General features: G+C 61.1%; 23 protein-coding genes. 14 read left to right on the top strand and 9 right to left on the bottom strand.

From position 1 onward, the window contains the following. Positions 1 to 278: 278 nt before the first annotated feature. On the top strand, positions 279 to 1,130 hold the full coding sequence (locus C4N04_RS12740; RefSeq protein ID WP_106796155.1) for an AraC family transcriptional regulator: 852 nt from the start codon (positions 279 to 281) through the stop codon (positions 1,128 to 1,130). Positions 1,131 to 1,182: 52 nt separating this feature from the next. Here the strand turns inward: C4N04_RS12740 and C4N04_RS12745 are convergent, their stop codons facing one another. From C4N04_RS12745 to C4N04_RS12755, 3 genes are all read right to left on the bottom strand, one after another. Then, positions 1,183 to 1,809: a glutathione S-transferase family protein gene (locus C4N04_RS12745; RefSeq protein WP_106796156.1), complete on the bottom strand. Its 627-nt coding sequence runs from the start codon at positions 1,807 to 1,809 to the stop codon at positions 1,183 to 1,185. 86 nt (positions 1,810 to 1,895) lie between these two features. After that, the gene (locus C4N04_RS12750) at positions 1,896 to 2,342 is read right to left on the bottom strand and encodes a GNAT family N-acetyltransferase (protein ID WP_077989232.1); all 447 of its coding nucleotides are present in this window, start codon (positions 2,340 to 2,342) and stop codon (positions 1,896 to 1,898) included. Between the two features lie 70 nt (positions 2,343 to 2,412). Next, a complete protein-coding gene (locus C4N04_RS12755) occupies positions 2,413 to 3,624 on the bottom strand; it encodes an NADP-dependent isocitrate dehydrogenase (RefSeq protein ID WP_038689249.1) in 1,212 nt (403 codons plus the stop codon). A gap of 298 nt (positions 3,625 to 3,922) precedes the next feature. Between C4N04_RS12755 and C4N04_RS12760 the strand changes: the two genes are divergently transcribed. The 12 genes from C4N04_RS12760 to C4N04_RS12815 all read left to right on the top strand — a co-directional run bounded on the left by C4N04_RS12760 (position 3,923) and on the right by C4N04_RS12815 (position 15,202). Further along, the gene (locus C4N04_RS12760; RefSeq protein ID WP_106796157.1) at positions 3,923 to 4,450 is read left to right on the top strand and encodes a hypothetical protein; all 528 of its coding nucleotides are present in this window, start codon (positions 3,923 to 3,925) and stop codon (positions 4,448 to 4,450) included. 97 nt (positions 4,451 to 4,547) lie between these two features. After that, complete coding sequence (locus C4N04_RS12765; RefSeq protein WP_199852464.1) at positions 4,548 to 6,584, top strand: FUSC family protein; 2,037 nt, start codon at positions 4,548 to 4,550, stop codon at positions 6,582 to 6,584. 4 nt (positions 6,585 to 6,588) lie between these two features. Continuing rightward, the gene (locus tag C4N04_RS12770; protein WP_106796159.1) at positions 6,589 to 7,419 is read left to right on the top strand and encodes an RNA methyltransferase; all 831 of its coding nucleotides are present in this window, start codon (positions 6,589 to 6,591) and stop codon (positions 7,417 to 7,419) included. Continuing rightward, positions 7,400 to 8,200: a glutamate racemase gene (gene murI, locus C4N04_RS12775; RefSeq protein ID WP_106796160.1), complete on the top strand. Its 801-nt coding sequence runs from the start codon at positions 7,400 to 7,402 to the stop codon at positions 8,198 to 8,200. The genes C4N04_RS12770 and murI overlap by 20 nt, the downstream gene beginning before the upstream one ends. Before the next feature lie 62 nt (positions 8,201 to 8,262). Continuing rightward, the gene (locus C4N04_RS12780) at positions 8,263 to 8,547 is read left to right on the top strand and encodes a DUF1778 domain-containing protein (protein ID WP_039620000.1); all 285 of its coding nucleotides are present in this window, start codon (positions 8,263 to 8,265) and stop codon (positions 8,545 to 8,547) included. Between the two features lie 53 nt (positions 8,548 to 8,600). After that, the gene (locus C4N04_RS12785; protein ID WP_245316923.1) at positions 8,601 to 9,032 is read left to right on the top strand and encodes a GNAT family N-acetyltransferase; all 432 of its coding nucleotides are present in this window, start codon (positions 8,601 to 8,603) and stop codon (positions 9,030 to 9,032) included. A 131-nt stretch (positions 9,033 to 9,163) separates the two neighbouring features. After that, a complete protein-coding gene (locus tag C4N04_RS12790) occupies positions 9,164 to 10,675 on the top strand; it encodes an ATP-binding protein (protein ID WP_106796162.1) in 1,512 nt (503 codons plus the stop codon). Positions 10,676 to 10,900: 225 nt separating this feature from the next. Next, the gene (rpsD, locus tag C4N04_RS12795) at positions 10,901 to 11,518 is read left to right on the top strand and encodes a 30S ribosomal protein S4 (RefSeq protein ID WP_009994534.1); all 618 of its coding nucleotides are present in this window, start codon (positions 10,901 to 10,903) and stop codon (positions 11,516 to 11,518) included. Between the two features lie 72 nt (positions 11,519 to 11,590). Next, the gene (locus tag C4N04_RS12800; protein ID WP_038689233.1) at positions 11,591 to 12,520 is read left to right on the top strand and encodes a glutaminase; all 930 of its coding nucleotides are present in this window, start codon (positions 11,591 to 11,593) and stop codon (positions 12,518 to 12,520) included. Positions 12,521 to 12,607: 87 nt separating this feature from the next. Beyond that, positions 12,608 to 13,477 carry a tRNA 2-thiocytidine(32) synthetase TtcA gene (gene ttcA / locus C4N04_RS12805; RefSeq protein WP_096769510.1) on the top strand — a complete coding sequence of 290 codons (870 nt, stop codon included), beginning with the start codon at positions 12,608 to 12,610 and terminating at the stop codon, positions 13,475 to 13,477. A gap of 49 nt (positions 13,478 to 13,526) precedes the next feature. Continuing rightward, the gene (locus tag C4N04_RS12810; protein ID WP_106796163.1) at positions 13,527 to 14,354 is read left to right on the top strand and encodes an inositol monophosphatase family protein; all 828 of its coding nucleotides are present in this window, start codon (positions 13,527 to 13,529) and stop codon (positions 14,352 to 14,354) included. Positions 14,355 to 14,377: 23 nt separating this feature from the next. Beyond that, complete coding sequence (locus C4N04_RS12815) at positions 14,378 to 15,202, top strand: inositol monophosphatase family protein (protein WP_106796164.1); 825 nt, start codon at positions 14,378 to 14,380, stop codon at positions 15,200 to 15,202. 95 nt (positions 15,203 to 15,297) lie between these two features. Here the strand turns inward: C4N04_RS12815 and C4N04_RS12820 are convergent, their stop codons facing one another. The 5 genes from C4N04_RS12820 to C4N04_RS12840 all read right to left on the bottom strand — a co-directional run bounded on the left by C4N04_RS12820 (position 15,298) and on the right by C4N04_RS12840 (position 19,262). After that, entirely contained in the window at positions 15,298 to 15,774 is a 477-nt protein-coding gene (locus C4N04_RS12820) for a GNAT family N-acetyltransferase (protein ID WP_009985787.1), read from the bottom strand. 38 nt (positions 15,775 to 15,812) lie between these two features. Beyond that, complete coding sequence (locus tag C4N04_RS12825; RefSeq protein WP_039619983.1) at positions 15,813 to 17,090, bottom strand: multidrug effflux MFS transporter; 1,278 nt, start codon at positions 17,088 to 17,090, stop codon at positions 15,813 to 15,815. 35 nt (positions 17,091 to 17,125) lie between these two features. Next, entirely contained in the window at positions 17,126 to 18,331 is a 1,206-nt protein-coding gene (locus C4N04_RS12830; RefSeq protein ID WP_077989225.1) for a multidrug effflux MFS transporter, read from the bottom strand. Positions 18,332 to 18,468: 137 nt separating this feature from the next. Beyond that, positions 18,469 to 18,804, bottom strand: a complete 336-nt coding sequence (grxD, locus tag C4N04_RS12835) for a Grx4 family monothiol glutaredoxin (RefSeq protein ID WP_009994514.1) — start codon at positions 18,802 to 18,804, stop codon at positions 18,469 to 18,471. Positions 18,805 to 19,031: 227 nt separating this feature from the next. Continuing rightward, positions 19,032 to 19,262 (bottom strand): hypothetical protein, encoded by a 231-nt coding sequence (locus C4N04_RS12840; RefSeq protein ID WP_009994515.1) that lies wholly within the window; start codon positions 19,260 to 19,262, stop codon positions 19,032 to 19,034. 165 nt (positions 19,263 to 19,427) lie between these two features. Between C4N04_RS12840 and C4N04_RS12845 the strand changes: the two genes are divergently transcribed. Beyond that, complete coding sequence (locus tag C4N04_RS12845; protein WP_077989224.1) at positions 19,428 to 20,645, top strand: hypothetical protein; 1,218 nt, start codon at positions 19,428 to 19,430, stop codon at positions 20,643 to 20,645. Between the two features lie 368 nt (positions 20,646 to 21,013). Here C4N04_RS12845 and C4N04_RS12850 read toward each other — a convergent pair whose 3' ends face one another. Then, a complete protein-coding gene (locus tag C4N04_RS12850; RefSeq protein ID WP_004676237.1) occupies positions 21,014 to 21,247 on the bottom strand; it encodes a BolA family transcriptional regulator in 234 nt (77 codons plus the stop codon). Positions 21,248 to 21,260: the final 13 nt, after the last annotated feature.

Below are 21,260 nucleotides of genomic sequence, written 5' to 3' on the forward strand. Positions count from 1 at the left end.
CAGGGCTTCGCCCGAGGGATGTCACAGGCATCCAGTGCGCCCAAGTCCTTGGGGGCGAAGGAGTTTTTTTCTTTAGATACTGATTCATTCACGGCGCGGACGCGCCGTGGCTGGATTCCTGTGACGAGCACAGGAATGAGGGAGGTTAGGCGGCGTAGTCGGCAATAGCGACGCTTCTTCTGCCGCGTAGCGTTGGATTCGCCGCCAGTGCAAGTCCGCAGGATTTGTCAAATCGAGCTATGGTTCTCTGCAGCCGATCGATTTGCACGAGGTTTGACATGAATGGCGAAACGGCATGGGCACTTTATGAAAGCCGTCTGAGACGGGTTTCTGCCTATATCCACGATCACCTCGACGAGGAGCTGGATATGGAGCGCCTTGCCGGGATCGCCTGCCTGTCGAGCTATCACTGGCACAGGATCTACCGGGCGATTTATGGCGAGACGCTGGCGGCCACCGTCAAGCGGCTGAGGCTGCATCGCGCGGCGGGCGAGATCGTCGGCACGGAGCTTGCCGTCAGCGAGATTGCGAAACGATCAGGCTATCCCAATCTCCAATCCTTCAATCGCATTTTCAAGTCGGTCTACGGCATGCCGCCGGCCCGCTATCGGAAAGAGGGAAGCCACACAGCCTTTGAACCCTCACCTAACGGAAAGACCCCAACCATGTTCGACGTTACCATACGTGAGATCGCGCCGACCGAGCTGATCGGCGTCGCCCATACCGGCTCTTATATGCAGATCGGCAAAGCCTTCGAGACATTGTTCGGCACGCTTTACGCCCGCGGCCTCGCCAGGCCCGACATGCGGATGATCGGTGTCTATCTCGACGATCCCGATATCGTGCCGGCCGAACAGCTGCGCTCGATCGCCTGTGTGACCAGCTCAGCCGACGTTCCGGCCGAAGCGCCGTTCGAGCGGCGCAGGGTCGACGGCGGCACCTATGCGGTATTGCGTCACAAGGGCCCCTATGCCGACATGCATAAGGCCTATCAGTGGCTTTATGCGGAATGGCTACCCAAATCAGGACGGCAGTTGAAGGACAGCGTCATGTTCGAGGAATATCTCAACAATCCACGTGACGTGCCGCCAACCGAGCTTCTGACAGAGATCCACATGCCGCTTGCCTGACCTCGCGCGAGGACGCGGCGGAGTCGCCGCGTGCTCGATCGTGCCTGAACGCTCAGGCCGCCTGCATCGTCTTGCCGGCCTCGTCGTCCAGTGCATTGGCGCGCTTATAGGCTTCGCGCTCGCTGACGCGGCCGAAGTAATCGACGAAGGCCTGACGTTTCTCGATGGAGCCGAAGCCGAGGCCCCAGCCGATATGAGCGCCGACATAGACGTCGGCGGCGGTGAAGCGCTCGCCGGTGACATAGGTCGAGCCGGAAACGGCCATTTCGAGCGTGTTCATGACGTCGCCAAAACCGCCGCAGCCGGCCATTCGCAGGCGCTCCGTCGGAATTTCGAAACCGAGCGCCTTCATCGTCACCGCCGATTCCAGCGGACCGGCGGCAAAGAACATCCAGCGGTAATAGCGGGCGCGCTCCTCCGGTCTTGGGGCCAGCCCCTTTTCCGGGAAGGTCTCGGCGAGGTAGGCGCAGATTGCCGCGCATTCGGTGACCACTGTGTTGCCGTGGCGGATTGCCGGCACCTTGCCCATCGGGTTGACGGAAAGATATTCCGGCGCCTTCATAGTTTCGCCGAAGGTCAGGAGTTCGGTGCGATAGGGCTGACCGATTTCCTCCAGCATCCAGCGCGCGATGCGCCCGCGTGACATCGGGTTCGTATAGAATACCAATTCTTCGGTCATGACATCTTCCTCCTGTTGCCGTTCTGTCAGGCATTGCCGTCGCCCGGAATCAATAGCGCGGCGAGGTCTTTGTGCAAGTCCGATCGTCAGAGAGCTTTGCGATACTGGATGAAGCCTGAGCGTTCGGCGATCCGGTCGTACAGCCGCCGCGCCGTGGCATTCGTTTCGTGCGTCATCCAGTAGAGCCTGCCTGCGCCGTTTGCGCGCGCAAGATCGGCGACCGCATCGATCAGTGCGGCACCGGTGCCGAGGCCGCGCTGGGTATCGGCGACATAGAGATCCTGCAGATAGCAGGTCCATTGCGGCAGCCAGCAGGAGCGGTGAAAGATCGCATGCACGATGCCGACGAGGCGGCCGTCTTGATCAAAGGCGCCGAGCGCGTGCATCGGTTCGTCAGGATCGTGGAAGCGGTTCCAGGTGAGATCCGTGGTATCGGCAGGGATGACCACCTCGTAGAAGCGCTGATACGCCTTCCATAGGGGCTCCCAAGCGGTACGGTCAGAAGGTTCGAGCGGACGCACGGTCGCCGTCATCTGCGGTTCTCCCAAAATGAAAACGGCGGGGAAATCCCCGCCGTTTCAATGCTATCCCGAAAGGGCTGGCTTACGCCATCGCCGTCTGCAGATTCTGGTCGATCTTGTCGAGGAAGGCAGTGGTCGAGAGCCACGGCTGATCGGGGCCGATGAGCAGCGCCAGGTCCTTGGTCATGAAGCCGGATTCGACGGTGTCGACGCAGACCTTTTCCAGCGTCGAGGCGAACTTCGCAAGCTCGGCATTGTCGTCGAGCTTGGCGCGGTGAGCGAGGCCGCGGGTCCAGGCGAAGATCGAGGCGATCGAGTTCGTCGAGGTTTCCTGTCCCTTCTGGTGCTGGCGGTAGTGGCGGGTCACCGTGCCGTGGGCGGCTTCGGCTTCGACCGTCTTGCCATCGGGCGTCAGCAGAACCGAGGTCATCAGGCCGAGCGAGCCGAAGCCCTGGGCAACGGTGTCGGACTGGACGTCGCCGTCATAGTTCTTGCACGCCCAGACGTAGCCGCCCGACCACTTGAGCGCCGAGGCAACCATGTCGTCGATCAGGCGGTGTTCGTAGGTGATGCCGGCTTCCTTGAACTGATCCTTGAATTCGGTCTCGTAGACTTCTTCGAAGATGTCCTTGAAGCGGCCGTCATAGGCCTTGAGGATGGTGTTCTTGGTCGACAGATAAACCGGCCACTTGCGCATCAGGCCGTACATCATCGAGGCGCGGGCGAATTCGCGGATCGATTCGTCGAGGTTGTACATGGCCATGGCAACGCCGGCGCCCGGCGCGTTGAAGACTTCCTTCTCGATGACCGTGCCGTCTTCGCCGACGAACTTGATGGTCAGCTTGCCCTTACCAGGGAATTTGAAATCGGTGGCGCGATACTGGTCGCCGAAGGCGTGGCGGCCGACGACGATCGGCTGAGTCCAGCCCGGAACCAGGCGCGGCACGTTGCGGCAGATGATCGGCTCGCGGAAGATCACGCCGCCGAGGATGTTGCGGATCGTGCCGTTCGGGCTCTTCCACATTTCCTTGAGGTTGAATTCCTTGACGCGGGCTTCATCCGGCGTGATCGTCGCGCACTTGATGCCGACGCCGTATTTCTTGATGGCGTTGGCGGCGTCGACGGTGACCTGGTCGTTGGTGGCGTCGCGGTTTTCGACCGAGAGGTCGAAATAGTCGATGTCGAGGTCGAGATACGGATGGATCAGCTTATCCTTGATGAGCTGCCAGATGATGCGTGTCATTTCATCGCCGTCGAGATCGGCGACGGGATTGGCGACCTTGATCTTGTTCATGTATCTGCCTCGTTCGAGCTTGAAGGGGGACAAGCGTCCCGGGTGGGTGACGTGATGAGGAGCGCTATAGCATTGTGAACCGGGAACGCAAAGCTGCAACGGTTCTCGCAATGCGTTTTTGCCGCCATTGCCAAGCGCTGAAATCTGGCTAGAACAGGATGATTTTAGGCGGATCGGCCTAAAATCTGAATCCTGTTCAATTAAAGAGTTAGAGCATGATGTTGTCCGAAAACCGCTCACACTTTTCGGCATCATGCTCTGTGTCCGCCTTGATTTGCCCGCCCCGGAACATTCGACCATGAAGACAATCGCCATTGTTATCGCAAGTCTTATCGGCTTTTCGGGTGCTGCCCATGCTGCCGATGCTACCGCTCCCGTGCAGGAGATCATGGACGCGACCAAGAGCAACTGGGCCGATAACAACAGCGACTGGACCGACATTTTCGCTGCGAGCCGGCTCGACCATCTCTACAGCAAGGACTTCGTCGCCAGATACCAGGCGGCCGCGCAATTTCCCGCCGTCGACGACGACGGCATATCGCCGTTCGACTATGACGTCATCGTCAACGGCCAGGATGCATGCCCGCTGGAGGATCTTACGATGGAGGCGGCTCCCCCGGTCAACGGAACGACCGAGGTCACGGCGCGCTTCAGGAAATCCGCCTGTTCGGACGCGCCGGATGCCAAGGATTATACGACCGTTCGCTTCGAGGTGGTCGAGGAGGCCGGTCAGCCGGTGATCGACGATATCGTCACCGAGAATAGGGAAACTCAGGGCCGCAATTCCCTGAAGGCGACGATGACGCTGATTGCCAAGGGCCAATAGGCACGCGACATTCGCGTGCGTCGAGAGTCGATGTCGGGCGGTTTTCTTTCGTCAGGCATGGCATTATGTGTCGATCCTTCCGCGGCACGAGGGGTTCCTGCATTTGTTTTCCGGCTTTCAGGCTCGCGACTGGCTGCTTGCCAATGATCCGGCGCTTTCGCGCTTGCGCATGGCGCTGCGGGTGACGCTGACGATCGTTTTCTCCTTTTTGGTCCTTCTGGTCATCCACATTGCATTCCTGCCACTGCCGACTGCGGCCTTCGGCCTCGGCATCGTGCTGTCGATCGAAGGCGGCGTGGCGGTGCGCGACAAGGGCAATTCCCGCCAGTTGGTGACGCGGCTCTTCGGCTGTGGCGCAAGCCTTGCCGTCGTCGGCATTGCGGCGGGGCTCGAGGATCACCGCTTGCTCTCCGATTTCGTCTTCCTGGCGGTAATCGCGCTGGCATCGGCCGGACGGGTGTTCGGGCCGCGCGGTTTTGCCATCGGCATGTTCGCGTTTACCTCCTATTTCATGGGTGCCTACTTCCGGCCGCCGCTCGCCGAACTGCCGGCGGTGGCGATCGGCCCCGTCGTCGCGGTACTTGTCGGCCATCTGGTGAGGACGGTGCTGCTGCCCGACGATTGGCGGCGCGACCTGCTGCGCTCGCTCGAAAGCGTTAGCGGCCGGATCAACCAGATACTCTTCAAGCTCGCCGTTATCGCCGGCGCCGAGATCGGCGAAGCTGACCGCCAGGAGCTGCGCCAGCTGGAAGACCGGCTGAAGGAAGTGGTGCTGATGGCGGAGACCTTCATTCCGCGCCCGTCGGCCGGCGTTTTCGATGGCGCCGCCGATCCCGCCGCCGAACTGGCGATCCGCCTTTTCGACGCCCATCTTGCCGCCGAGAGCGCGATCGTGCTGAGCTTCCAGAGCCCGCCGCCTTTCGCGCTCGTCCACGCCGTCATTGAGGAGGACATGGCGGAGCTCGAACGATTTGAGGGGATGGTCGACGCCGTTGGGGATCAGCCGCAGGGCGAAACTGTGCGGGCGCTTCTCTGGCTCGGCAAGGCGCGGCAGCAACTGACGCAGGCGATCGGCGAGGGGCGGGCCTCCGGTTTCTCCGAGATCGATGACAGCAAGGATATGGTGCAATCCCAGGCAATCGACTTTTCGCTTGCCAATCCGCTGCTGCGCGCGGCGCTGCAAATCACCATCGCGTCGGCGATCGCCATGAGCTTCGGGCTGCTCTTGTCGCGCGAACGCTGGTTCTGGGCGGTGCTGGCTTCCTTCCTCGTCTTCACCAACACCAATTCGCGCGGCGACACCGCGATGAGGGCGCTGTCGCGCTCGCTGGGCACCGTGTTCGGGATTGCTATCGGTCTTGTGCTGGCGACGCTGATTTCAGGCGAGCCTGATATCGCCATTCCGGTTGCCGCCGTCTGTATTTTCCTCGCCTTCTATTTTCTGCAGGTTTCCTATGCGTCCATGACCTTCTTCATCTCGATCGTGCTCTGCCTGGTTTACGGCATGACGGGCGTGCTGACGCTCGATCTGCTGAAGCTGCGGATCGGGGAGACCATGATCGGAGCGGCGGCCGGAACGGCGGTCGCTTTCATCGTCTTTCCCACACGCACACGTGGCGCGCTCGATTCTGCGCTTGCCCGCTGGTTCCAGGCTTTGCGCGATCTGCTTGGCGCCCTCGGTGAGGGCAAGAGCGGTTTCGAGCTGATGGCACTGTCGCAGAAAATCGATGCCTGCTACCGTGATGTAACGGTGGCGGCGCGGCCACTCGGCTCTTCCTGGTCGGTGGTGACGCGACCCGGCCAGATCCGCCAGACGCTGGCGATCTTCCTGTCCTGCACCTACTGGGCGCGTATCCTGGCGAAGAGTTATGAAGCGCCGGCCTCCGACGACAATCTGAACAGGCTGATCGCGGCGGACCTTGCCCTGATCGACGATGCCGCTCCGCGCGGCTCGAGCTGTTTCCTGATCAAGCGCAAGGCATCGCGGACGACAGGACGACATCTGCCGCTGTCGCGCGAGGGCGCCAGGCTGGGGCTCGAAATGATTGGTTCGGCGCTGGAAAGGCTCTATCCGCAGGCCGACGTCTTGCCGTTTGCGGCGGGCGAGGCTATTGCGCGCTCGAAACAAGGATAAGACCATGGCAGGCACGAACAGCGAGCGTCAACTTCTGGCCGAAGGGCCGGTTATCATTCTGGTCGAGCCGCAGATGGGCGAAAATATCGGCATGGTAGCGCGCGCCATGGCGAATTTCGGCCTTGTCGATCTTCGTCTCGTCAATCCACGTGACGGCTGGCCGAATGAGAAGGCGCAGGCTGCAGCCTCCAAGGCCGACCACGTGATTGAGGGCACGAGGGTCTTTGCCACCTTGGACGAGGCGATAACCGACCTCAACTTCGTCTATGCCACGACCGCGCGCAGCCGTGACAATTACAAGCCGGTGCGCTCGCCGGTCTTCGCTGCCGAGACGCTGCGCACGAAATTTCGGGCAGGTGAGGCGACCGGTATCCTCTTCGGCCGCGAGCGCTGGGGCCTGACCAACGAGGAAGTGGCGCTTGCCGACGAGATCGTCACCTTCCCGGTCAATCCCGCCTTCGCCTCGCTCAACATCGCCCAGGCCGTGCTGCTCATGTCCTATGAGTGGATGAAATCGGGCATGGAGGATCTGGAAGCCGTGCCGTTCCAGGCGCTCGAGCAGCGCCCGTCCACCAAGGAGCAGCTCTTCGGTCTGTTCGATCAGCTGGAAGAGGCGCTCGATTCGCGCAACTATTTTCATCCGCCCTCGAAAAAGCCGAAAATGGTCGACAACCTGCGCGCAGTCCTCTCCCGCCGGGCATTCACGGAACAGGAAATCAGCGTGCTGCGCGGCGTCATTTCCTCTCTCGACCGCTTTACGCGCAACAGTCCGCGCAAAGGCGGCTCCACCAGATCCGGCAAGAAAGCGCCCACCGATGACAGTGCCGACGAATGAGCTGAAACCCGTCCTCGTCTTCGATTCAGGGATCGGCGGACTGACGGTGCTGCGCGAAGCGCGCGTGCTGATGCCGGAGCGAGGCTTTATATATGTCGCTGACGATGCCGGCTTTCCCTATGGCGGCTGGGAGGAACAGGCGCTGAAAGAGCGGATTATCGGGCTCTTCGGCAAGCTCCTGAATGACTATGATCCCGAAATCTGCATCATTGCCTGCAATACCGCTTTCACCCTCGTCGGCGCCGATCTGCGCGCCGCCTTTCCCCAGATGACCTTCGTGGGCACCGTGCCGGCGATCAAGCCGGCGGCTGAGCGCACGCGCTCCGGCCTCGTCTCGGTGCTCGCAACGCCGGGAACGGTGAAGCGGGCCTATACGCGCGATCTCATCCAGTCCTTCGCGCAGCAATGCCATGTCCGTCTCGTCGGTTCGGAGAATCTGGCGCGCATGGCGGAAGCCTATATCCGTGGCGACGCCGTCTCCGATGACGCGGTGCTTGCCGAAATCGACCAGTGTTTCGTCGAAAAGGACGGTCAGAAGACGGATATCGTCGTGCTTGCCTGCACGCACTATCCTTTCATGGCCAATCTTTTCCGGCGGATTGCCCCTTGGCCGGTCGACTGGCTTGATCCGGCCGAAGCAATAGCGCGGCGCGCCCGCACGTTGGTTCCGCTGGTTGCCGATGCCGTGCATCCTGATAATTTCGACTTCGCCATGTTTACGTCAGGCCAGCAGGATTTCGCGACGCGGCGGCTGATGCAGGGATTCGGCCTAAAAGCATAGAGCTATATTTGACGCCAGATGATTTGTGGGTACAATTGCACCCACAAAGACAAGGAGCTGATATGGCCCAGAATGCTCACAGAGACGATACGTTGAAGATCCGCGTCGACCGACCGACGTTCGAACTGATGGAAACTGCGCGTAATTACCTTCATCTCGACAAGAGCAAATTCATCCGCGAAAGCATTCGCGAGAAGGCCGAGGCCGTAATTGCCGTACATGGGCGGACGCGCTTTACGGCCGAGGACTGGGAAGGCTTTTTCGCGGCATTCGACGAACCGGCAAAGCCGACAGAGCGTATGATCAATGCCGTCAAGAAATATCGCGATATCATCGGCGGCTCATGAAATTTGAATTGCTCGACCCAAAACGGCATGACCGAGAGGGATTCGATTGCGGCGTGGACGCATTGAATACCTACCTGAGACGCTTCGCCAATCAGGATATTAAGCGTGGTCTGACACGCGTCTATGTTCTAGGTGAGGAGGCGCGAATTGCCGGCTATTTCTCGCTGAGCGCTCATTCGGTTTCCCGTCAAGATCTTCCACCGAAGATCCAGGCGGGACCCTATGAGGAATTGCCGTTCCTGATACTGGGCCGGCTTGCCGTCGATCGTGAATATCAGGGCCGAGGCCTCGGAGACGCATTGATCGTTCATGCCTTCGCGATAACGCGATCAGCCGCGGGCCAGATCGGAATTCTAGGCATGATTGTTGATGCCAAGGACGAGCGTGCGGCAGACTTCTACCAGCGCTTCGGTTTTCGGCGGCTTTCCGGCGCGGCGCTTCGTCTCGTGCTGCCGATAACGGCGATGGATCGGCTTCTCGATTGAGGCCGGGAATTGTCCTGTGGGTTGGCGAAATCCGGCCCTGAAAATCAACAGATTCTTTGATAGACGGGGCGTTGCCGTTTCGGAAGAATGGCGCTTCGTTCATGTGAGTCTTTTCGTCGCGAGGATCGGCATTGCAGGTTGGTATCGATATGGGATTGGCGTCCGGCAGCCCGGCGACGCTCGATATCGAGGAGCTGCTGGCAACGCGTCTGCTCGTGCAGGGCAATTCCGGATCGGGGAAATCGCATCTGTTGCGCCGTCTGCTCGAGCAATCCGCGCAATGGGTGCAGCAGGTCATCATCGATCCTGAGGGTGATTTCGTCACCCTCAGCGACAGGTTCGGCCATATCGTCGTCGATGGCGAGCGCACCGAGGCGGAGCTGGCGGGCATCGCCAACCGTATCCGCCAGCATCGGGTGTCCTGCGTGCTGACGCTTGAAGGCCTCGACATCGAACAGCAGATGCGTGCCGCTGCCGCCTTCCTCAATGGCATGTTCGATGCCGATCGTGAATATTGGTATCCGGTTCTCGTCGTCGTCGACGAGGCGCAGATGTTTGCGCCTTCGGTCGGCGGCGATGTCTCGGAAGATGCGCGCAAAATGTCGCTCGGGGCGATGACCAACCTGATGTGCCGCGGCCGCAAGCGCGGGCTTGCCGGCGTGATCGCCACCCAGCGGCTTGCCAAACTCGCCAAGAACGTCGCGGCCGAGGCCTCGAACTTCCTGATGGGCCGCACCTTCCTCGATATCGACATGGCGCGTGCAGCCGACCTTCTCGGCATGGACCGGCGCCAGGCCGAGATGTTTCGAGACCTGAAGCGCGGCAATTTCGTCGCGCTCGGGCCGGCATTGTCGCGCCGGCCGTTGCCGATCCAGATCGGCGCGGTGGAAACCTCGGCGCGGTCCTCCAGCCCGAAGCTGATGCCGCTGCCGGATGCGCCGCAGGATGTCGAGGACCTGATCTTTACACCCGATCCGGAGGAATTCCAGCGCCCGCTCGTGCGCCGCGTGCCGCCGGCGCCGCGGCCGACCACCGACATTTTGGCGGAGCTCTCGCGCTCGACGCCGGCGGCATCCCCAGCGTCGGTCGAGCCGCGGGCGAGCCAGCCGGAGATCTCCGCCGAGGAGCGGGAAGAGCGCCTTGCCGGCGTTCTTGCCGAGATACTCGACGATCCCACCTCAGCCTTCCGCTCCGATTCCGTGCTCTATCAGGATTTTCTGGTACGGCTGCGCATGCGCCGCGTGCCGGGACCGCCGATCGCACTGCCGGATTTCCGCAGGCGCGTGGCGATTTCCCGTTCCGGCGTCGATGCCGCGACAGCGGCGAGCGCTGAGTGGGCGACGGCGCTGTCGCTGTCGTCAGGCGTCACCGACGACCTGCAGGGTGTTTTCCTGATGCTCGCCAAGGCCGCCGTCTGCGGCGAGCCGTCCCCGTCCGACGCCCGCATCGCCCGCGCCTACGGCACCCATTCGGCGCGGCGCGCGCGCCGTCTGCTCGGCTATTTCGAGGAGCAGGGGATTGTCGTCGTGCACACGGACTTCTCCGGCAAACGTATCGTGGCTTTCCCCGACATGAATTGCCAGACCGCACCGGGTGATGCCAATGCGCCGGATACAGGCGATCAGCCGCTCGCTGCGGAATAGTGGCGCTTTCGGGCGTCGGCGCAGTTGACATTTTCATGAGGGGCCTCTAAAGACCGCGCCAAGCACCGGGCAGCAATGTCCGGTGTTTCATTTGACATGTCCCGTGGATCGTTTCTGTTCGCGTAACCGAAACATCCTGTCAGCTCTCGAAAGAGATCAGAGGAGGGCGTGTTTCCTTCGTGCGGTTTGGTAACAAGCCGCCATAAACCTTTGAAAGGAAATACGATGAGCAAGCGCGAATCGTCCAAGTACAAAATTGACCGCCGTATGGGCGAAAACATCTGGGGCCGTCCGAAGTCCCCGGTGAACCGCCGCGAATACGGTCCGGGCCAGCACGGCCAGCGCCGCAAGGGCAAGCTTTCGGACTTCGGTGTGCAGCTGCGCGCCAAGCAGAAGCTCAAGGGCTATTATGGCGACCTGCGCGAGAAGCAGTTCCGCGCGATCTTCGCTGAAGCTTCCCGTCGCAAGGGTGACACCTCCGAAAACCTGATCGGTCTTCTGGAATCCCGCCTAGACGCGATCGTCTATCGCGCCAAGTTCGTTCCGACGGTCTTTGCTGCCCGTCAGTTCGTCAACCATGGCCACGTCACCGTCAACGGTGTGCGCGTCAACATCGGTTCCTATCGCTGCAAGGCCGGCGACGTCATCGAAGTTCGTGAAAAGTCGAAGCAGCTGGTGACCGTTCTGGAAGCTGTCAGCCTCGCCGAACGCGACGTTCCCGACTATATCGAAGTCGATCACAACAAGATGGTCGCCACTTACGGCCGCGTTCCGACGCTCAGCGACGTTCCGTTCCCGGTTGTCATGGAACCGCATCTGGTCGTCGAATTCTATTCGCGTTAAGAAGAACCAGGCGTTTTCGCTTATGGAAAAGCCGCTCTTTCGGGCGGCTTTTTTGTTATCCGGAGAGAAGCGATGGCGGATCTGCAGGCGATCCTCGACAGTATCTATACCGATATTCTGCCCCGGGTCGGCGAGGGCAAGGTCGCCGACTATATTCCCGAGCTCGCCAAGATCGATCCACGGCAGTTCGGCATGACGATCGTCACCGTCGACGGCAAGGTCTATCGTGTCGGCGATGCCGATATCGCCTTCTCGATCCAGAGCATTTCTAAGGTCTTCATGCTGACCTTGGCGCTCGGCAAGGTCGGCGAAAGTCTATGGAAGCGCGTCGGGCGCGAACCGTCGGGATCGGCCTTCAACTCGATCGTCCAGCTCGAGCATGAGAGCGGCATCCCGCGCAATCCTTTCATCAATGCCGGCGCGATCGCCGTCACCGACGTCGTCATGGCCGGGCATGCGCCGCGCGAGGCGATCGGCGAGTTGCTGCGCTTCGTGCGTTATCTCGCCGACGACGAGTCGATCACCATCGATGACAAGGTGGCGCGCTCGGAAACGCAGACGGGATATCGCAACGTCGCGCTTGCCAACTTCATGCGCGCCTACCGCAATCTCGACCATCCGGTCGAACACGTGCTCGGCGTCTATTTCCATCAATGCGCCCTGTCTATGAACTGTGAGCAGCTGGCTCGCGCTGGGCTGTTCCTGGCTGCGCGTGGCAGCAATCCGATGACCGGCCATTCGGTGGTCTCGCCGAAGCGGGCACGGCGCATCAATGCACTGATGTTGACCTGCGGCCATTACGACGGCTCGGGCGATTTCGCCTATCACGTGGGTCTGCCCGGCAAGAGCGGTGTCGGCGGCGGCATCTTCGCTGTTGCGCCGGGCATTGCATCGATCGCAGTCTGGTCGCCCGGGTTGAACAAGGTCGGCAATTCGCAGCTCGGCGCCGTGGCGCTGGAGATGCTGGCGGCGCGCACCGGCTGGTCGGTGTTCGGTGATTGATGCTGTGTTGGCCGGCGACTTTCTGCTAAAGGCAGCTTGATAAGACGGGCTCGCAATTCAAGCCTGCAATCTTGATTGGACGAAGCAATGAATATCGCAGCCAACATCGCCGACGAAATGGAGAGTGGCGAGGCCGATACCAGCGGCCACGCGCTGTTTGCCGACGCGCCGCGCTCGGTCTCCTTCAACAAGCTGCGCAAGCGGCTGCTCAGGCAGGTGCGCCAGGCCTTCGACGATTTCGATATGCTGAAGGGGCAGAAGCGCTGGCTGATCGGCCTTTCCGGCGGCAAAGATTCCTACGGCCTGCTGGCGCTGCTGCTCGATCTCAAATGGCGCGGGCTGCTGCCGGTCGAACTGATCGCCTGCAATCTCGACCAGGGCCAGCCAAACTTTCCCAAACATGTTCTGCCGGATTACCTGACGAGGATCGGCGTCCGGCACCGGATCGAATATCGCGATACCTATTCGATCGTGAAGGAAAAGGTGCCGGAAGGGGCGACCTACTGCTCGCTCTGTTCGCGGCTGCGGCGCGGCAATCTCTACCGTATCGCGCGGGAGGAGGGCTGTGATGCACTGGTGCTCGGCCATCACCGTGAGGACATTCTCGAGACCTTTTTCATGAATTTCTTCCATGGCGGGCGGCTGGCCTCGATGCCGGCGAAGCTTCTGAACGACGAGGGTGACCTGATGGTGCTGCGGCCGCTTGCCTATGCGGCCGAAGACGACCTCGCCAAGTTCGCTGCCGCTATGCAGTTTCCGATCATCCCGTGCGATCTCTGTGGCTCGCAGGACGGGCTGCAGCGCAATGCGATGAAGGACATGCTCGCCGATATCGAAAGGCGGATGCCGGGGCGAAAAGACACGATGCTGCGGGCGCTTGCGCATGTGAATCCCTCGCATCTGCTTGATCCGAAGCTCTTCGACTTTTCCGGCTTGACAGTCGCCGACCCTTCGTGAAAGGCCGGCTGCGGGGAGGCTGGTCGTTGCATGAAGGACAGGATTTCGCATGAGCATTTCAGATAAGGATATTCTCTTTCTTGGCGATAGCGTCAGGGAGGCGGCACGCGCCGAAATCATGCCGCGTTTCCGCAATCTCGGCGCTGCCGATGTTTCGGAAAAGACCTCAGCGACCGATCTGGTGACGCAGGCGGACGTGCTCGCCGAACATAGGATTACCGCGGCGCTGAAAGAGCGTTTTCCCACAGCCCTCGTTGTCGGCGAGGAGGCCTATGACGCCGATCGGTCCGTCGTTCTTGCCCTTGCCGACGCCGAGCTCGCCTTCGTCATCGATCCTGTCGATGGCACCTTCAATTTCGCCGCCGGGCTTCCCGTCTTCGGGACCATGCTGGCGGTCACCGTCAGGGGCGAGACGGTCGCCGGCATCATACATGATCCGGTCCTTGGCGACACGGTGACGACGATCAAGGGAGCGGGCGCCTTCCTGACGCGACAGGACGGGCAATCGAGCAGGCTCAAGGTGGCGGAGCCCGCCGCCCTGAATCAGATGGTCGGCGGCATCTCCTGGGGCCATATGGACGACCCGGATCGCTCGCGCATCTGCTCCAACCTGGCGAAGATCAGGATGACCTTCGCTTTCAACTGCTCGGCCTACGAATACTGGATGGTCGCCTCCGGCAAGCTGCATTTCATCGGTCATGCGAAACTGATGCCCTGGGATCACCTGGCCGGAGTGCTTGCGCATCAGGAAGCCGGCGGCCATACCGCGAAATTCGACGGCACGCCCTATCGGCCCGGCGAGACGACGGGCGGCATCATCTCCGCACCCGACAGGGAAAGCTGGCAGCTGATCCGCCGCGAAATCATCGGCATATGATTTGACACGCGAAAGGATTTGACATGACTGCGACTGTCGATGTGACCGCTCTTGCCGATCTCTTGCGCCGGGCGGCGAAGGCGGAGATTCTGCCACGCTTCCGCCGGCTTGGTCGGGATGACGTACGCGCCAAGAGCGAGGCAACCGATCTCGTCACCGAGGCCGACGAGCAGGCTGAGCGGATGATCAAGGCGGAAGCCGAACGGCTTTGGCCCGGCGCGCTGTTCGTCGGTGAAGAAACGGTCGCGGCCGAGCCGGCGCTGCTTGGCAGGCTGGCAGACGCGGATCTCGCCATCGTGGTCGATCCGGTCGACGGCACGTTCAATTTCGCCGCCGGCATTCCGGCCTTCGGCGTCATGGCCTCCGTCATATCAGGCGGAGAGACGGTTGCCGGCATCGTTTACGATCCGATGGGCGACGATTGGGTGATGGCGGAAAAGGGGGGCGGCGCCTGGCTGCGGCGGCCGGACGGCGAAGCGCGGCGGCTGCGTGCCGCCGAGCCTGTCGCGCTCGACCAGATGGTCGGCATGGCCTCCACCGGCTACCTGCCGCAGGAGAAGCGGGCCGAGATCCTCGGCAATCTCGCCAAGGTGCGCTTCCTCACCAACTATCGCTGCGCGGCCCATGAATACCGCACCCTTGCGGGCGGCCATGTGCATTACCTCATGTACAACAAGCTGATGCCCTGGGATCACCTCGCCGGCACGCTCATTTCCCAGGAGGCCGGCGCCCATGCCGCCCGTTTCGACGGTTCTTCCTATCTGCCACACCATCTCGACGGCGGGCTGCTGATTGCCCCCGACAAGGCCTCGTGGGAGGTGCTGCGCCGTGAGGTGGTTACCGTTTGAACGCATGAAAACCGGCCGCAGAACACTGTTTTGCGGCCGTAGCCTTCGACGGGGAATGCCGGCTTCGTTCGACGACGCGGATCGGCGGTTCGACCCTACTTCGCGTAGAGCTTTTCCATCAGAAAATTTTCCAGGCTTTGCCCGCGTTTCTCGACGGTTTGCCCGGTTATCACGCGGAAACCCCTGCGCTCGAAAAACGGCCGGGCGGTTCGGCTCGCCTCCGTATAGATTCGGGTGAATCCGAGGTTCAGAGCTTCCTTCTCGACCCTGCTCAACAGGCGGCTTGCGATACCGAGCCCCTGAAATTCAGGGTGCACAAACATCATGTCCAGGCATCCGTCATCGGTCAGGTCGGAAATCCCCACCGGCGCTCCATCGATTTCCGCGATCCAGCCAGGTCTGCTTATCCGGCGCTGCGCCCATAGCCTGCGATCTTCCACCTTTGCCCAAGCCTCGATCTGAGCGGGCAAATAGTCTTTCGATGAAACCTCCCGAATGGCGCGCAGAAAAATCTCGATCGTCGCGTCTGCATCGCTTGGCGCGTAAGGCCTGATCAGAATTCGGTCGTCCATCGAATATGCCTGTCGCGCTGACGCCAATGATTTCGATGTCAGAAATGCGCTGCACCCGGATCCAGCTGCGGGCTGTCTCCGGGATGGGTGAAGAGCTTGCCGTTCTCGGCCCAGAGGGTGGCTGCGATCGTCACCAGGCCGAAGAGCGCGAAGCCGCCGAAGAGAGGCTGCACCGTGCCATTGAACATCTGGCCGACCAGGCCGCCGAGGATGGCGCCTGCCGTCGTCGAGACGAAGCCGGTGATGGCGGTCGCCGTCCCGGCGAGATTGCCCATCGGCTCAAGACTGATGGCGGTGAAATTGGTGGCGATCACGGCAAACATCATCAGCACGATGGTGAAGATGCCGTAGGCTGTGGCGAAATCCGCCTTGCCGGCCAGAGCAATGAGAAAGCCTGCTGCCGACAGTGCCGTGAAGATCAGCAGCGCGGCATGCGAAATGCGGCGCATGCCGAATTTGCGGACGAAGAAGCCGTTGGCGAAATTAGCCACCGCGATGCCGCCGGCGGTAGCCGCAAAGGCGATCGGCAGCCAATCGCCGAGGCCGTAAACTTCGCCGAAGACCTGCTGCACCGAGATCACGTAGGCGCTGATGACGCCGGTAAACATGGTGAGACCGATCATGTAGCCTGAGGTGATGCGGTTCGTGAGCACGGTCTTGAAGCCGTCGGTGACCGAGCTGACTGACAGCGGCAGGCGCTCTTCCGGCGGCAGCGATTCCTTCAGCCGCAGAAGAGCCCAGAGGAACAGGATGGTGGCGACGGCGCCGAGCAGGATAAAGATCCAGTGCCAGTCGGTATATAGGATGATGAGCTGGCCCACCGATGGGGCGACGATCGGCACGATCATGAAGACGATCATGACATAGGACATGACGCGGGCCATTTCGCGGCCGCCGAAACAGTCGCGGACGATGGCCATGGTGGTGATGCGTACGGCTGCACCGCCGACGCCCTGAACGAAACGCATCAGGAGCAGCATTTCGAAACTGCCGGTGGCTGCGGCGGCAAACATTCCAATTATGTAACAAACCAGGCCGCCGAGCAGGATGTTGCGGCGGCCGAACGTATCGGAAAGGCTGCCGAAGAATATCTGCGAGACGCCGAAGCCCAAGAAGAACACGCCGATGATCAGCTGGGCGTCATTGGTATTGGTGACGCCGAGGGAATGGCCGATATTGGGCAATGCCGGCAGCATGCTGTCGATGGCCATGGCGATGCTGGCCGTCATGATCGCAATGGTGACGACGAACTCGCCGAAACCCATGCCGATGCGGCGGGAGCCCTGGTTTTCCTGGTGCGGTTTATGCGGCGTCATGTGGTGAAATCCCGGATGCAGACGAGGCCGGCCGTTCAGACGGCCGGGTTCTGCTGTTGGAAGAGGCGGCCCTTTTCGGCGATCAGCACGAAGATCAGCCCGACAATCGAGACGATGAAATAACCGGCGACCATCGGCAGGGCAGTGCCGTCGAAGGCCTGGCCGATGCCGGCGCCGATCAAGGCGCCGCCGACCGTGCTCATGAAGCCGAGCACGGAGGAGGCGGTGCCGGCGACATGGCCGAGCGGCTCCATGGCGAGCGAGTTGAAGTTCGAGCCGATCCAGCCGAACTGGAACATGGCCAGGCCGAAAAAGCTGATGAACAGGGCGAAGGGCATCGGCTCGGAACTCGCCATCTGGACGATGAGCCAAATGGTGTTGATGGCGATGAAGCCGATGAGGGAGCCATGCGACAGGCGACGCATGCCGAGCTTGCCGACGAATCGCGAGTTGAAGAAGGACGACAACGACATGAAGATCGCCACGCCGGCAAAGGCGAAGGGGAAATAGACGCCGAGATCATAAATGCCGACATAGACCTGTTGGGCGGAATTGATAAAGCCGAACAGTGCGCCGAAAATGAAGGTACTGGCGATGGTGTAGCAGAGCGCGACGCGATTGGTCAGCACCAGCTTGAAGGCGCCGAAGATCGAACGGGCGGTGAAGGGGCGGACATTCTGCGGATGCAGGGTTTCCGGCAGGCGGATGTAAGCCCAGACGGCGATACCGGTCGCCATGGCGGCAATAAAGAGGAAGATCAGGTGCCAGTTGCCGAAGAACATGACGATCTGGCCGGCGCCGGGCGCGATCACCGGCACGATCATGAAGACCATCATGATCAGCGACATCACTTCGGCCATCTGCCGGCCGCCATAGATATCGCGGACAATGGAGACGGTGATGACGCGGGTTGCGGCCGAACCAACGCCCTGCAGGAAGCGCAGGGCGAGCAACCCGGCAAAAGAGGGGACGAAAACGATACTGATGGCGGAGAGAATGTAGATGACGAGACCGATCAACAGCGGCGTGCGGCGGCCGAAGCGGTCGGAGAGCGGCCCGTAGAACAGCTGAGCGCAGCCGAAACCGAGCAGATAGGTAGAGACGACGAATTGTCGATGATTTTCGCTCTCGACGCCGAGGCTCGCCCCGATCTGCTGCAGCGCCGGCAGCATGATATCGATCGCCAGAGAGTTGACGGCCATCAGAAACGCGGCGAGCGCGATGAATTCACGCTTGCCCATGGGCAGGCGGCCCGCGGACACGGCTTGCGATGAATCTGTCACAATGAAATTCCCATAAACAGGCCAAGGCGCTGCTCAACGCAGCGCCTCGGACTCGAGAAACAGATTTGGAAACCGGGCGGACGTCCGGTGACCGGTCAGGCGGCGCCGCGAACGGTGACGCCGTTTTCCTGGAGATGCTGTTGCAGTTCACCGGCCTGGAACATTTCCCGGACGATGTCGCAGCCGCCGATGAACTCGCCCTTTACGTAAAGCTGCGGGATCGTCGGCCAGTTGGAATAATCCTTGATGCCCTGGCGGATCTCAGAATCGGCGAGCACGTTGATGCCCTTGTAGTCGACGCCGATGTAATCGAGAATCTGCACGACCTGGCCGGAGAAACCGCACTGCGGAAACTGCGGCGTGCCCTTCATGAAGAGGACGACGTCGTTGCTCTTGATTTCGTTGTCGATGAATTCGTGAATGCCGCTCATGGGACCTGATCCTTTCAACGGGCGGGTTAAAGGCCCACCGTTTCAATCGTTGTCCTTAGATAGCATGTGACAGCAGGAATTCCAGACGCCTAAACCAAAAAAAGACCAATCTGGTCAGGCCACTTCGGCGATGTTGCTATCACGTTACGGTTGTCGGGCTAGATGGGCCTGCATCCGGTCAATTCCGACGTCGCCGAGGGTCGGGGTTCAGCGGTCGGATAGTTGCGTCAGCTGCGGCGTTGGCGGCTGCGACCGGCGGCTGTGCGTCGCTTGCTGACCTGTTTGCGGGCGGGTTTGCGCTTGGCGGAGGTCGTCTTTCGGGCGGCAGCAGTTGTCGCAGCGGGGCGCGTCTTACGCCTCCTGCGCTTCGTCGTGATGCGGCCGCTGGTTTTCTTCAGGATTTCCTTCAATACGCTGTCGACAACGCCTGATATCAGTTCTTTGACAAGATCGGCCACAAAACCCCTCCGCTCACGGTGGAAACGACATGGCGGCTATTGAATTCCTGATGACTTCGGTTAGCAAGACGCCTTCGAGATCATACCTGCTTTTTCGCCGAGATCGGCGGCACAGCAGCCGGATCGCACGAACATGCCGGCCATTCGCCCGGCCGAAAGAGCGGAATGAGATTGATAAAAAAGCGGGTCGTCCTGCATTTTCCGGGCTTCGAGCCGCTTGACGGCGCTGCCCACCGGGCGCGCTACGAGCGCTCAGCCAGGCAGAGTTCCGCCGTTTGGGGCTACTCGCTCGAGGTCGGGACGCCGGACGGCGGCAGCGATCCCCTCAGTTTCGAGGTTACGACCAGCGGCGAGGTGCCCGGGGCAGCCGAGATGGCGCCCGGGGCAGCCGGTTCGGCGCCCGGGGAAGACCCTGCTCCTGCCACTTGGCAGACGAAGAGCCGAATCCACATGGTCGATCACGACATGTTCGTGCGCAGGCTGCGCAGTGGCAATACGCTGAGCCAGATCGCTGCAGGTTTTCGCAGCTGCGCCCAGATCATGCTCGAAGGCGGCATGCGGCGATATTTCCGTCATGCCTGGCGCTTCGGCCTGTTCTTCCTCTTTCCATTTCTGCTGACGGGGCTGGCGATTGCGCTGACGGCGCTGATCGCTGTCGCGCCCTATCGTCTCGGTTTTTCGCTATGGCACATGCTGTGGAGCGGGCCGCTGGCGCTCTGCTTCTTCATCTTCGCTTTCCTGCCGTTTTCCGAACGCTTCCATACGCTGCATCTCTTTGCCGATTGGGCAATGGCGGTGGCGCTCGGCCGCATGCACCGTGCCGATTTCAACGACTGGCTGGAAGACCGGGCCACCGCGGTGCGCAAGGCGCTTGAGGAGGAGGCGGATGAATATGTGATCTCCTCGCACAGCATGGGATCGAATGTGGCGGCCCATGTCATCGGCATCTTGCTGGAAAGGGAGCCGGAGATCTTCAAGGGCAAACGTGTGGTATTTGCAACCCTCGGCAGCGCCATTCTGCAATGCGCGCTGCTATCGTCTGCGAGCCTGCTGCGCGCCCGTGTCGGTCTGATCGCCCGCTGTCCCGAGATCTCTTGGCTCGATGTGCAGTGCCTGACGGATTCGATCAATTTCTACAAAGTGCCGGTTGTCACCGTCTGCGGTCATGCGGAGGCGCCCCCGGCGAAGATGCTCCTGATCCGCGTCAAGCAGATGCTGGCGCGCGAACATTACCGCAAGATCCGCAAGGATCAGCTGCGCGTCCATCGGCAATATGTATTGGGGCCGGATCTCAAGGCGCCCTTCGACTTCACGCTGATGACATCAGGACCGATGCCGGCTTCGGTGTTTGCTTATCCGGAGCAGGACAGGTTGCCGGCTTGAAGGCCCGAGTACCTCGTTAGCGATGGACGTATGGCGTTTACGTCGAGTGCGTTGGTGGCTTCTTTTTGGGCACTCGACTTAATTCCAGCCGGCAGGGTGCCGGGATCAATGGGCGTTCACCACAGCCCCGAACCCACCCTCCGTCATGCTCGGCCTTGAGCCGAGCATCCACACCGCATCAGCAGCAGTCGCATGGATCCCAGGCTCAGGGCCTGGGATGACGGAGAGCGTGGTTGGTGTTCTCGCCAAACTCGCTGTCAGTGTACAAAGACAAATCACAGCATTGCTTCATAGGCCGGCACAGATTCGCCCTCTCTTACCACCTGTGCTCGTCACAGGAATGTGGAGAGGGTGGGCTACCGCAAATGTCAATCAGGCGCCGAGGTCTGCAGTGCGAGCGCGTGCAATACGCCACCCATATTGCCCTTCAGCGCCTCGTAGACCATCTGGTGCTGCTGCACGCGGCTCTTGCCGCGGAAGGCTTCGGCGACGACTTCGGCGGCGTAGTGATCGCCGTCGCCCGCCAGATCGCGGATCGTCACCTTGGCACCGGGAATCCCAGCCTTGATCATGTCTTCAATATCGCCGGGTTTCATGGCCATGATCGTTACTCCT

It is taken from the genome of Rhizobium sp. H4 (assembly GCF_003013335.1).
Classification (GTDB): Bacteria; Pseudomonadota; Alphaproteobacteria; order Rhizobiales; family Rhizobiaceae; genus Rhizobium; species Rhizobium sophoriradicis.

Coding starts and splice junctions, on each gene's coding strand:
- C4N04_RS12740 (WP_106796155.1), top strand. CDS start 279: ATGAATGGCGAAACGGCATGGGCACTTTATGAAAGCCGTCTGAGACGG.
- C4N04_RS12745 (WP_106796156.1), bottom strand. CDS start 1,809: ATGACCGAAGAATTGGTATTCTATACGAACCCGATGTCACGCGGGCGC.
- C4N04_RS12750 (WP_077989232.1), bottom strand. CDS start 2,342: ATGACGGCGACCGTGCGTCCGCTCGAACCTTCTGACCGTACCGCTTGG.
- C4N04_RS12755 (WP_038689249.1), bottom strand. CDS start 3,624: ATGAACAAGATCAAGGTCGCCAATCCCGTCGCCGATCTCGACGGCGAT.
- C4N04_RS12760 (WP_106796157.1), top strand. CDS start 3,923: ATGAAGACAATCGCCATTGTTATCGCAAGTCTTATCGGCTTTTCGGGT.
- C4N04_RS12770 (WP_106796159.1), top strand. CDS start 6,589: ATGGCAGGCACGAACAGCGAGCGTCAACTTCTGGCCGAAGGGCCGGTT.
- murI (WP_106796160.1), top strand. CDS start 7,400: ATGACAGTGCCGACGAATGAGCTGAAACCCGTCCTCGTCTTCGATTCA.
- C4N04_RS12780 (WP_039620000.1), top strand. CDS start 8,263: ATGGCCCAGAATGCTCACAGAGACGATACGTTGAAGATCCGCGTCGAC.
- rpsD (WP_009994534.1), top strand. CDS start 10,901: ATGAGCAAGCGCGAATCGTCCAAGTACAAAATTGACCGCCGTATGGGC.
- C4N04_RS12800 (WP_038689233.1), top strand. CDS start 11,591: ATGGCGGATCTGCAGGCGATCCTCGACAGTATCTATACCGATATTCTG.
- ttcA (WP_096769510.1), top strand. CDS start 12,608: ATGAATATCGCAGCCAACATCGCCGACGAAATGGAGAGTGGCGAGGCC.
- C4N04_RS12810 (WP_106796163.1), top strand. CDS start 13,527: ATGAGCATTTCAGATAAGGATATTCTCTTTCTTGGCGATAGCGTCAGG.
- C4N04_RS12815 (WP_106796164.1), top strand. CDS start 14,378: ATGACTGCGACTGTCGATGTGACCGCTCTTGCCGATCTCTTGCGCCGG.
- C4N04_RS12820 (WP_009985787.1), bottom strand. CDS start 15,774: ATGGACGACCGAATTCTGATCAGGCCTTACGCGCCAAGCGATGCAGAC.
- C4N04_RS12825 (WP_039619983.1), bottom strand. CDS start 17,090: ATGACGCCGCATAAACCGCACCAGGAAAACCAGGGCTCCCGCCGCATC.
- C4N04_RS12830 (WP_077989225.1), bottom strand. CDS start 18,331: ATGGGCAAGCGTGAATTCATCGCGCTCGCCGCGTTTCTGATGGCCGTC.
- grxD (WP_009994514.1), bottom strand. CDS start 18,804: ATGAGCGGCATTCACGAATTCATCGACAACGAAATCAAGAGCAACGAC.
- C4N04_RS12845 (WP_077989224.1), top strand. CDS start 19,428: ATGAGATTGATAAAAAAGCGGGTCGTCCTGCATTTTCCGGGCTTCGAG.
- C4N04_RS12850 (WP_004676237.1), bottom strand. CDS start 21,247: ATGGCCATGAAACCCGGCGATATTGAAGACATGATCAAGGCTGGGATT.